Origin of the sequence: Streptomyces sp. C36, assembly GCF_040932295.1 — a bacterium.
In the GTDB taxonomy this organism is placed as follows: Bacteria; Actinomycetota; Actinomycetes; order Streptomycetales; family Streptomycetaceae; genus Streptomyces; species Streptomyces triculaminicus.
On sequence record NZ_JBFQGI010000012.1, the window covers coordinates 1 to 11624 of the forward strand.

At 74.2% G+C, this 11624-nt stretch carries 3 protein-coding genes; all 3 read right to left on the bottom strand.

Annotation, left to right across the window (positions count from 1 at the left end):
• Nucleotides 1–8424: type I polyketide synthase (locus AB4K12_RS29055; RefSeq protein ID WP_368437560.1), on the bottom strand; the 8424-nt coding region annotated here is incomplete at its 3' end.
• A gap of 223 nt (nucleotides 8425–8647) precedes the next feature.
• Nucleotides 8648–10243 carry a GMC oxidoreductase gene (locus tag AB4K12_RS29060; protein ID WP_368437756.1) on the bottom strand — a complete coding sequence of 532 codons (1596 nt, stop codon included), beginning with the start codon at nucleotides 10241–10243 and terminating at the stop codon, nucleotides 8648–8650.
• A gap of 164 nt (nucleotides 10244–10407) precedes the next feature.
• Complete coding sequence (locus tag AB4K12_RS29065; RefSeq protein ID WP_368437561.1) at nucleotides 10408–11604, bottom strand: cytochrome P450; 1197 nt, start codon at nucleotides 11602–11604, stop codon at nucleotides 10408–10410.
• Between the last annotated feature and the right edge of the window lie 20 nt (nucleotides 11605–11624).

Here is an 11624-nt window from a genome sequence, read left to right on the forward strand (position 1 = left end):
ACGCCGTTCCAACGCGGCGCGCGCCGTGGCCAAAGTGAAGCCGATATCGACCGCATCCGGCTCGGGGTGGGTCCGTACGTACGCCAGAAGGCGCTCCGCCTGGGCCCGCAGGGCCGCCGCGTCACGACCGGAGAGCAGCCACGGCACGGCCGAACCACCCGCCGAGTCACCGTCGTTACCGTCCTCGGCGTCCACATCAGCCGTCGGCGCTTGCTCCACGATGACGTGCGCGTTGGTACCGCTCACGCCGAACGCGGACACGCCGGCCCGGCGGACGCGGTCGTCGTCGGACGGCCACGCTGCGGGCTCGGTGAGCAGCTGGACCGCGCCCGTCGACCAGTCGACGTGCGGGGTCGGCTCGGCGACATGGAGCGTGCGGGGCAGCAGCCCGTGGCGCAGGGCGAGCACCATCTTCATCACGCCGGCGACGCCCGCCGCGGCCTGCGTGTGGCCGATGTTGGACTTGAGCGAGCCCAGTCGCACGGGCGGGCGGCCGTCCGGTCGTTCCTGCCCGTAGGTGGCCAGCAGGGCCTGGGCCTCGATCGGGTCGCCGAGCCGGGTGCCGGTGCCGTGGGCCTCCACGGCGTCGACGTCGGCGGCGTTCAGACCGGCGTTGGCCAGCGCTTGGCGGATAACGCGTTGCTGGGAGGGGCCGTTGGGGGCGGTCAGGCCGTTGCTGGCGCCGTCCTGGTTGATGGCCGAGCCGCGTACGACCGCGAGGACGGGGTGTCCCTTGCGGCGGGCGTCCGACAGGCGCTCGACGAGCAGCATGCCGGCGCCCTCGCCCCAGCCGGTGCCGTCGGCGTCGGCGGAGAAGGCCTTGCAGCGGCCGTCCGCGGCCAGGCCCCGCTGGCGGCTGAACTCCACGAAGATGCCGGGGGTGGACATGACGGTCACGCCGCCGGCGAGGGCGAGGTCGCACTCGCCCTGCCGCAGCGCCTGCACGGCCAGGTGCAGCGCCACCAGCGACGACGAGCACGCCGTGTCCACGGTCACGGCCGGACCCTCGAGCCCGAAGGTGTAGGCCAGGCGCCCGGACACCACGCTGGCGGCGCGGCCGGTGAGGAGGTAGCCCTCGACGCCGTCGGGGGCCCGGCGGGTTCCGGAGGCGTAGTCCTGGCCGTAGTCCTGGCCGTTGGAGCCGACGAAGACGCCGGCCTGGGTGCCCTTCAGCGTCGCCGGGTCGATGCCGGCGCGTTCGAAGGCCTCCCACGACGTCTCGAGCAGCAGCCGCTGCTGCGGGTCCATCGCCAGCGCCTCGCGCGGCGAGATGCCGAAGAAGGCCGCGTCGAAGTCACCGGCGTCGTAGAGGAAGCCGCCTTCGCGGGCGTAGGTGGTGCCGGTGCGGCCGGGGTCGGGGTCGTAGAGGGCGTCGAGGTCCCAGCCGCGGTCGGCGGGGAAGCCGGACAGGGCGTCGGTGCCGTCGACGAGGAGCTGCCACAGGTCCTCGGGGGTGCGGACGCCGCCTGGGAAGCGGCAGCTCATGGCGACGACGGCGATGGGCTCGTCGTCGGCCGGGCGCGCCGGGGCCGGCCGCGGCGCGGCGCTCCCTGCCGCGTTCTGTCCCTGCCCCTGCCCCTGTCCCTGCCCCGGGACCTGGGTGAGGAGGAAGGCGGCGAGGTCCTTGGGGCTGGGGTAGTCGAAGACGACCGTGGTCGGCAGGCGCATGCCGGTGGCGGCGGCGAGGCGGTTGCGCAGCTCGATGGCCGTGAGGGAGTCGAAGCCGACCTCGCGGAACGCCCGTCCCGGCTGGACGCGTTCGGCGCCGGCGTGGCCGAGGACGGTGGCCGCCTGGGTGCGGACGAGGTCGAGTACGGCGCGGGAGCGCTCGGCCTCGTTGAGGCCGGCCAGGCGGTGTGCGAGGGCCGGGCCGGTGGCGCCTGCGTCGCCCGCCGGGACCGTCGTGGCGGCGGCGTCGAGGAGGCGTCGCGCCTCGGGCAGGTCGCGCAGCAGCGGGTAGTCGCCGGTGAGGGCGAAGGCGGGGACGAAGCGGTCCCAGTCGATGTCGGCGACGGTCACCGCGGTGTCGTCGCTCGCGATGGCCCTGTCCATGGCCTGGACGCCGAGGTCGGCGGCCATGGGGAGGATGCCACGCCGGGTGAGGTGCGCCTCGGCGGCGTCGCCCATCATGCGGCCGCTGCCCCAGGAGCCCCAGGCGATGGCGGTGGCGGGCAGTCCGGCCGCGCGCCGCTGCTGGGCGAGTGCGTCGAGGAAGGCGTTGGCGGCGGCGTAGCCGCCCTGGCCGCCGTTGCCGACGACGCCCGCGATGGAGGAGAAGAGGACGAAGAAGCGGAGGTCGTCGCCGCGTTCCCGGGTCAGTTCGTGGAGGTTGAGGGCGGCGTCGGCCTTGGGGCGCAGGACGTGTTCGAGGCGTTCGCCGGTCAGGGCGTCGAGGACGCCGTCGTCGAGCACGCCGGCGGCGTGGATGACGCCGGTGAGCGGGTACTCCTCCGGCAGTTCGTCCAGCAGTCGCCGGAGCTGGTCGCGGTCGGCCGCGTCGCAGGCGGCGACGGTGGTGCGGGTGCCGAGGGCCTCGAGTTCGTCGCGCAGCGCGGCGGCGCCGTCGGCGGCGAGGCCGCTGCGGCTGGTGAGGACGAGGTGCCGGGCGCCGTCGGCGGCGAGCCGGCGGGCGACGTGGGCGCCGAGGGTGCCGGTGCCGCCGGTGATCAGGACGGTGCCGTGGGAGCGGCGGTCGTCGGCACGGTCGGGGGTGACGTTCGCTTCGGCGCGTACGAGCCGCCGGGCGAGGGGGCCGGAGGCTCGTACGGCCAGCTCGTTCTCGCCGTCGGCGTCGGCGAGCAGGCTCGTCAGGAGGGTGAGGGCGTGCTCGTCGGGGGTGCCGGGCAGGTCGATCAGGCCGCCCCAGCGCTGGGGGTATTCGGCGCCGGCGACCCGGCCCAGTCCCCAGACCCGGGCCTGTGCCGGGTCGCGGAGCGGGTCGGCCGGGCCGGTGGAGACGGCGCCCGACGTGAGGCACCACAGCGGTGCGTTGACGCCGGCGTCGCCGAGCGCCTGGAGGAGGGCGAGGGTCGCGGGCAGTCCGGCGTCCGCCCGACCCACGAGCGGAATCGTTTCTTCAGCCGCGAGCAGGGAGACCACGCCGGTGAGCCCGTGCGCGTCCTCGAGGCCCGCGAGCCGGGCGGCGAGGGCCTGCCGGTCGTCGCCGTGACCGACCGTCAGCGTCTCGACCCGCACACCGCCGTGCCCGGCCATGGCATCGCGGACGGCGGCGGCCACCGTACCGGCGGCCGGAGCGGACGGCGCGATCGGGTCCGGGGTGACCCTCTCCGGCGCTGCCGCCCCCGCCGTCACCACCAGCCAGGTCCCCGTCAACGGCGACCGCTTCGCCTGCGCGGGCCGCCAGGCGACCCGGTAGCGCCAGCTGTCGACGACGGAGGTCTCGTTGGCCCTGCGGCGCCAGTCGGCGAGCCCGGCCAGGACGTCGTCGAAGGGCGCGTCGGCGTCCACACCGAGGGAGGCGGCGAGCGCCGCCAGATCCTCGCCCTCGACGGCCTCCCAGAACCGTGCCTCCTCGGCGGTGTGCGCGCCTCCGGCGCCGCCGCCCGGCGGGACGGACGGCCCCGACGGCAGCCAGAAGCGGCGTCGCTGGAACGGGTAGGTGGGCAGGTCGGCCCGGCGGACGCGCTGTCCGGCGAACACCGCGGCCCAGTCGACCGGCACGCCGTGGACGTACGCCTCGCCGAGCGCGGTCAGCCAGCGGGCCGGGCCTCCGTGGTCGCGGCGCAGGGAGGCGACGACGACGGCCTCGTCGGCGCCGGCGGCCTCGGCGGTCTCCTGGAGGCCGACGGCGAGGACGGGGTGGGGGCTGACCTCGACGAAGACCTGGTGTCCGGTCTCCATGAGCGCGCGTACGGCGGGCTCGAAGCGTACGGTCGCGCGCAGGTTGCGGTACCAGTAGGCGGCGTCGAGGGCGGCGGTGTCGACGATCTCGCCGGTGACGGTGGAGTGGAAGGGGGTGTGGGGTACGCGCGGGGTGATGCCTTCCAGGGCCTCGGCGAGTTCGGCTTCGATGATCTCGACGTGGGAGGAGTGGGAGGCGTAGTCGACCGGTATGCGCTTGGCGCGTACGCCGTCGGCCGTGCAGGCCTCGAGCAGTTCGTCGAGGGCGTCCGCGTCGCCGGAGACGACGACCGAGCGGGGGCCGTTGACGGCGGCGACGCCGATGCGGTCGTTCCAGCGCTCCAGGCGCCGGGTGACGTCGGCGAGCGGCTCGGGTACGGACACCATGCCGCCGAGTCCGGCGAGGCGGCCGAGCAGGCGGCTGCGGAGGGCGACGACGCGGGCGGCGTCCTCGAGGCTGAGGGCGCCGGCGACGCAGGCGGCGGCGATCTCGCCCTGGGAGTGGCCGACGACGGCCGAGGGGCGTACGCCGAAGGAGCGCCACAGTTCGGCCAGTGACACCATCACGGCCCACAGGGCGGGCTGGACGACGTCGTCGGCGCTGCCGAGCTCCGGGGCGCCGGGGGCGCCGCGCAGGACGTCCTCGAGCGACCAGTCGACGTAGGGGGCGAGGGCCTCGCCGCAGGCGCGCAGGCGTTCGCGGAAGACGGCGGAGGTGTCGAGGAGTTCGACGGCCATGCCGGCCCACTGGGAGCCCTGGCCGGGGAAGACGAAGACGGTGCGGCGGTCGGGGGCCGCGAGGCCCTGGGCGGTGTGGGCGGGCGGGGTCTGGCCGGTGGCCAGGGCCCGCAGGGCGTCGGTGAGTTCGGTGCGGCCGGCGCCGACGGCCACGGCGCGGTGTTCGAAGGCGGCGCGGGTGGTGGCGAGGGTGTGGCCGATGTCGGCCGGGTGCGCGCCGGGGTGTGCCTCGACGTGGGCGAGGAGGGCGGCGGCCTGCGCCCGCAGGGCTTCGGGGGTACGTGCGGACAGCGGCCAGGGAACGACGGACGCGGGGGCGTGCGCCGCGTCGCGCGCCGGGTCCTCGCCCGCTTCGGGGGCCGTGTCGTCGTCGGGGGCCTGTTCGAGGATGGCGTGGGCGTTGGTGCCGCTGATGCCGAAGGAGGAGACGCCCGTGCGGCGCGGACGGCCGGTCTCGGGCCAGTGGGCCTCGGCGCTGAGCAGGCGTACGGCGCCGGTGGACCAGTCGACGTGGGGTGAGGGCTCGTCGGCGTGGAGGGTCCTGGGCAGGACGCCGTGGCGCAGGGCCAGCACCATCTTGATGACGCCGGCGACGCCGGCCGCGGCCTGGGTGTGGCCGATGTTGGACTTGAGCGAGCCCAGCCACAGCGGCCGGTCCTCGGGGCGGTCCTGGCCGTAGGTGGCCAGCAGGGCCTGGGCCTCGATGGGGTCGCCCAGGGTGGTGCCCGTGCCGTGGGCGTCGACGGCGTCGACGTCGGCGGGCGAGAGTCCGGCGCCGGCGAGGGCCTGGCGGATGACGCGCTGCTGGGCCGGGCCGCTGGGGGCGGTCAGGCCGTTGCTGGCGCCGTCCTGGTTGATGGCGGTGCCGCGGACGACGGCCAGCACGCGGTGGCCCTTGCGCCGGGCGTCCGACAGCCGCTCCAGCAGGACCATGCCGGCGCCCTCGGCGAGGCCGAAGCCGTCGGCGTCGGCGGAGAAGGCCTTGCAGCGCCCGTCGGGTGCGAGGGCGCGCTGCTTGCTGAACTCGACGAAGGAGCCGGCGGAGGGCAGGACGGTCGCGCCGCCGGCCAGGGCCAGCGAGCACTCGCCCTGTCGCAGCGCCTGTACGGCCAGGTGCAGGGCCACCAGCGACGAGGAGCACGCGGTGTCCACGGTCACGGCGGGGCCCTCGAGGCCGAAGGTGTAGGAGATCCGGCCGGAGGCCACGCTGGCGGTGTTGCCGGTGAGCAGGTATCCGCTGACCTCTTCGGCCGCTTCGTACAGCCGGGGCCCGTAGTCCATGGTCATGGCGCCGACGAAGGCGCCGGTGCGGCTGCCGCGCAGCGTGGTGGGGTCGATGCCCGCCCGTTCGAAGGCCTCCCAGGCCGTCTCCAGCAGCAGGCGCTGCTGGGGGTCCATGGCCAGGGCTTCCCGGGGGGAGATGCCGAAGAACTCGGGGTCGAAGTCGGCGGCGTCGTGCAGGAGGCCGGCTTCGCGCTGGTAGTAGCGGCCCGGGCGGCCGGGTTCGGGGTCGTAGAGGCCTTCGACGTCCCAGCCGCGGTCGGCGGGGATGGCCGAGACGGCGTCATCGCCGGTGCGCAGCAGCCGCCAGAGGTCTTCGGGGGTGCGGACGCCGCCGGGCAGGCGGCAGCTCATGGAGACGATCGCGATGGGCTCGTCCCAGGCGACCGCGGCCGTCTCGTCCGGCTCGGGTGCGTCGGCGGGGCCGTGGGTGCCGAGGGCCTCGGCGACGATGCGCGCGGCGAGGCCGCCGGGGGTGGGGTGGTCGAAGACGACGGTGTGCGGCAGGGCCAGGCCGGTGGCCTCGTTGAGGCGGTTGCGCAGTTCGATGGCGGTGACGGAGTCCAGGCCCAGGTCGCGGAAGGCGCGGTGCGCGCCGACGGCCGCGGGGTCGGCGAGGTTGAGGAGGGCGACGGCGGTGGAGCGCACCAGGTCGGTCGCCGCGCGTTCGCGTTCGGCCTCGGGCAGGGCGCGCAGGCGTGCCCCGAAGGTGGTGTCGTCGTCGGTGGTGTCCGAGGGGCGCCGGAAGGCGTAGGTGGGCAGGGGGACGCGGCGCGGTGCCGGGCCGGGGAAGGCCGTCGCCCAGTCGACGTCGACGCCCTGGACGTAGGCCTCGGCGAGGGCGGTGCGCAGGCGCCGTTCGTCGCCCTGGTCGCGGCGCAGGGTGCCGACGGCGACGGCGGTGTGTCCGGCGGCGGCCGCGGTCTCCTGCATGAGGGCGGTCAGGGAGGGGTGGGCGCTGATCTCGAGGAGGGCGTCGTGGCCGTCGGCGAGCAGGGCCCGGGTGGTCTCCTCGAAGCGCACGGGGTGGCGCAGGGTGCGGAACCAGTGCTCGGCGCCGGCTTCCCGGCCGTCGATGCGGCCGCCGGCGTACGAGGAGTACAGCGGGACGCGGGCGGTGCGCGGGGCGAGGGGGGCCAGTTCGCGCAGGAACCGGTCGTGGAGCTCGTCGATGTGGGGCGAGTGGGCGGCGAGGCCGACGGCGACGCGCCGGGCGCGGACGCCTTCGGCCGTCAGGGCGTCCAGGAGCTCGAGGGCGGCGTCGGCGTCGCCGGAGACCACCACGGCGCCGGGGCCGTTGAGGCCGGCGATGACCAGGCGTCCGTCGTAGGGCCGCAGGCGGGGCGTCACCTCGGCGGCGGACAGGGCGACGGTGATCATTTCGCCGCGTCCGGTGAGGGTGGCCTGGCCCCGGCCCCAGCTGGTGACGAGGAGGGCCGCGTCCTCGAGGGTGAGGGCGCCGGCGACGTGGGCGGCGGCGATCTCGCCGACGCTGTGCCCGGCCACCGCGTCGGGGTGCACTCCGTGGGCCCGCCAGGTCTCGGCGAGCGCCACCTGCACGGCGAACAGGGCGGGCTGGACGACGTCGGGGGACTCGAGCGCGGGGGTGCCGTCGGCGCCGCGCAGCAGGTCGGTCAGGTTCCAGTCGAGGTGGGGGGCGAGGGCCTCCTGGCAGCGCTCGACGGCGTCCCGGAACGCGGGGACGGTGTCGAGGAGTCCGGCGGCCATGCCCGGCCACTGGGTGCCCTGGCCGGCGAAGACGAAGGCGGTGCCGCCGGTGGCGGTGGCCGCTCCGCGCACGAGGGTGGCCGCCGGGTCGCCGTGGGCGGCGGTCTCGAGGGCCTGGAGGAGTTCGTCGCGGGTGTCGCCGAGGACGACGGACCGGTGGGCGAAGCGGTGCCGGGTGGTGGCCAGGGCGTGGCCGACGGCGGCGGGGTCGAGGCCGGGGTGGTCGGTCAGGTGCCGGTGGAGCGCGCGGGCCTGGGCGCGCAGGGCCTCGGGGCCGGCGGCGGAGAGGATCCAGGGCAGCGGCGTACGGGCGGGGGGCGCCGCGTCGGGGCGGGGTGCCGGTGCGGCGGCACGTGAAGCGGCGCGTAAGGCGTCGGCCGGCTCCCAGGTCCAGGGGTCGCCCGGCTCGGCGCCGGGGCGGAGCAGGTGTTGGATGTCGTCGCCGTCGGCGAGAGCTCGGGCGAGGGGCTTGAGGAGCAGGGCGCCCAGGCCGGCCGAGGTCCTGGCCGGAAGGTCGGGGCCGGCGGCGAGGGCGAGGTGGCTTGTGCCGCGCCGGAGGTCTTCGCACGCGGCGTCGAGCGCCGCCGGGCCGTCGGTGCCGGCGCGGGTGAGGGTGACCTCGTCCAGGCGGAGAGCGCGGGCCACCGCGCGGGCCGCGTCGTCGCCGGTGCCGTCGGTCGTGTCGCCGGCGAGGTGGACGGTGGGGCGGTGCCCCACGGCCGTCGTGGGCGTGAGGCCGGCGTCCTCCATGGCCTCCCAGAGCAGTTCGAGGACGGCGGGCCCGCCGGGAATTCCCGTCGCGGCCGCGTCGTCCACGCGTAATCCCAGGAATTCCGCGTCGAAGGCGTCACATTCCTCGGGTGGCCGATGAGCCGATCCGACGACCGCTACCGCATTCGCCTTCACCGCTTCGAACTCGGAGAGAACCGACTCGGATCCGCTCATTCTCGTGCTCCATCAACCGATTGAACCACTGCCGACACGATCGGAAAGCCGACCGTTTCGGCGCAGGGGTGCGCCGAAACGGTCGTGGCCGCTGTCAGGAAGCGGCGACGTCCTGCTTGATGACCCGCTCGATGTTGCGTTCAGCCAGTGCCGTAATTGTCACAAACGGATTGACGCCGATGGAACCAGGAATGAGTGAACCGTCTGTTACATATAGGTTTTTGTAACCGGAGACCCGGCCGTAGTGGTCGGTCGCCTTGCCCAGGACCAGGCCGCCCAGCGGGTGGTAGCAGAAGTCGTCGGCGAAGTTCTTGAGCCGGGGGCCGAAGAGGTCGTAGCGGTAGACCGTGGAGTTGGCCTTGTTGATCCGGTCGAAGAGCGACTTGGCGGCGTCGACCGCGGGCTTGTTCTGGTCGCGGGTCCACCGGAGGTTCATCCGGCCGGTGGCCTTGTCGTATACGAAGGTGCCGCGCTCGGGGTTCTTGGTGATGGCCAGGTAGAGGCTGACCCAGGTCTCGAGGCCGGCCGGCATCGGGGCGATCTCGGCGAAGACGGGCGCGGTGGGGTTGTTCCAGTCGTCGATCCCCAGGGCGGGGATGGAGGACTGCTTGGCCCCGGTGGGGTTCCAGATGTGGTTGGCGCGGGCGGTCATGATGTTGCCGTTGGGGCCCCAGCCCGCCCCCACCTCGCCGCTGAGCTCGGGCAGGGCGCCGGTCTCGCGGGCGCGCAGCAGGAGTTCGGTGGAGCCGAGGCTGCCGGCGCCGAGGAAGAGGTAGGTGCAGGAGATCTCCTTGGTGGCGACGCGCTTGCCGTAGGGGTCGATCTCCTCGATGGTCAGCACGTACGAGCCGTCGCGCTGCTGCCGGATGGCGCCGACCTTGTGCAGGGTCTTGATGGTGACCTTGCCGGTGCCCAGCGCGGCGGCCAGGTAGGTCTTGTCCAGGCTCATCTTGCCGTGGTTGTTGCCGTAGATGACCTCGGTGGCCAGCGCCGACTTGGGGGCCTGGCCGGCCGCCTCGCGCCGCATGTGGTCCCAGTCGTAGACGTTGGGCACGAAGGTGGTGCCCAGGCCCGCCTTGCCCGCCTGGTCACGGGAGACGCGGGCGAACTTGTACCACTCGGTCTCCTCGAACCAGCCCTTGTCGATGTGGTTGACCCGGAGGGTGGCGTTGGCGCGCGGGAAGTAGCGGTCGTACATCTCGGCGGCGTCGACCTGAGGCAGCACCTCCTCGAAGTACGCGCGCTTGGGCACCACGGCCATGCCGCCGTTGACCAGCGAGCCGCCGCCGACGCCGCGGCCGACGTACACGGACATCTGGTCGAAGTTGACCCGGTCCAGGACGCCGGCGTAGGGGGTGATGTCCCGGTTGACCACGTCGAGCCAGAGGAAGGAGCCCAGCGGGGCCTCGGTGCGGCTCTTGAACCAGCTGGAGCGCTCGTCGGGCTTCAGCATGTTGGGGAAGACGTTGCCGTCCGCGCCGGGGCTGTCCCACTGGCGGCCCATCTCGATCATGAGCGTCTCGACGCCCGCCTCGCCCAGGCGCAGGGCGGCGACGGCGGCGCCGTAGCCGGTGCCGATGACGACGGCGGGGACGGACGAGCCGTCGGCCCCCCGGGTGGCGGCGTGCGCGCGGGGAGCGGTGCTGATCGTGGTCGCCCCGGTGACGGCGGCGGCGCCCAGGGCCGCCATGCCCAGCAGACGGCGGCGCGACAAGTGCTGGTTCTCTACCACGCTGTTGCTACCTGACCTTTCGTTAACTGATCGCAAGGGATCGCTTCTTGCACGGCCGTGGATACGAAAGTGAGCGGCTCGGTGTTCAACCGGCGACGCGTCAGTGCCGGAGGTCGCTCACGTCACCAGGCGACCGGAAGCTCGTAGACACCGTAGACCTGCATGTCATGACGCAGCGGCACCTCGTGTGCGGGCACCGCGGGGCGCAGGCCGGGGAAGCGGTCGAGGAGCGCGGTCAGCCCGACCCGCAGTTCGATGCGGGCCAGCTGCTGCCCCAGGCACTGGTGGATGCCGTGCCCGAAGGCGAGGTGGCCGGTGGCGTTGCGGGTGACGTCGAGCCGCTCGGGGTCGGTGAACCGGGCGGGGTCGCGGTTGGCGGCGGCGAGGGAGACCATCACGACCTCGCCCGCCTTGATGGCCACGCCCTCGATCTCGACGTCCTCCAGGGCGGCCCGGGTCGGGCCGTGGTGGACGATGCTGAGGTAGCGCAGCAGCTCCTCCACGGCGCCGTCGACCAGCGAGCGGTCGGCGCGCAGCGCGGCGAGCTGCGCGGGGTTCTCGAAGAGGGCGAGGAGGCCGAGGCCGATCTGGTTGGCCGTCGTCTCGTGGCCGGCGACGAGCAGCAGGAAGGCGATCGAGGTCAGTTCCTCGTCGGTGAGCGAGGGGTCGGCGGCGATCAGGCCGCTGAGGATGTCGTCGGCGGGCTCGGAGCGCTTGAGCGTGACGAGGCCGTGGAGGTAGGCGCCCAGGGAGACGAAGGCCCCGGTGACCTCCTCGGTGGATTTGCCGAAGCTGCTCCAGACCGCGGTGTCGTGCTGGAACTTCTCGCGGTCGGCGTAGGGCACGCCGAGCAGCTCGCAGATGACGAGCGAGGGCAGCGGCAGCGCGAAGTGCTCGAAGAGGTCGGCCGGGGAGCCCTGGCGCTCCATCTCGTCGAGGTGCTCGTTGGTGGTCTTCTCGATCCACTCGGTGAGCAGGCGCATGCGGCGGACGGTGAACTGGCCCGTGAGCAGCTTGCGGTAGCGCTGGTGCTCGGGGTCGTCGTGCTGGATGAACATTCCCGGCGGCGCGGCCGGTGATTCCTCCAGCGTCGCGGCGCGCGGTACGGGCGGGTGCTTGAGTTCCCCCCGGGCGCTGAACCGGGGGTCCGCCAATACGGCCCGGGCGGCGGAGTATCCGGTGACGATCCATCCGAGGTGCCCGTCGGCGAATGTCATCCGGGCGATGGGTTCCTTTTCCCGCAGCTCCTGGGTCGAGGCCGGCGGGTTGAAATAGTTCTCGCGAACGGTGGAGAAAGTAACCGGCACCGCCTGGGTCATGTTCCGCCCTTCCGGGGACA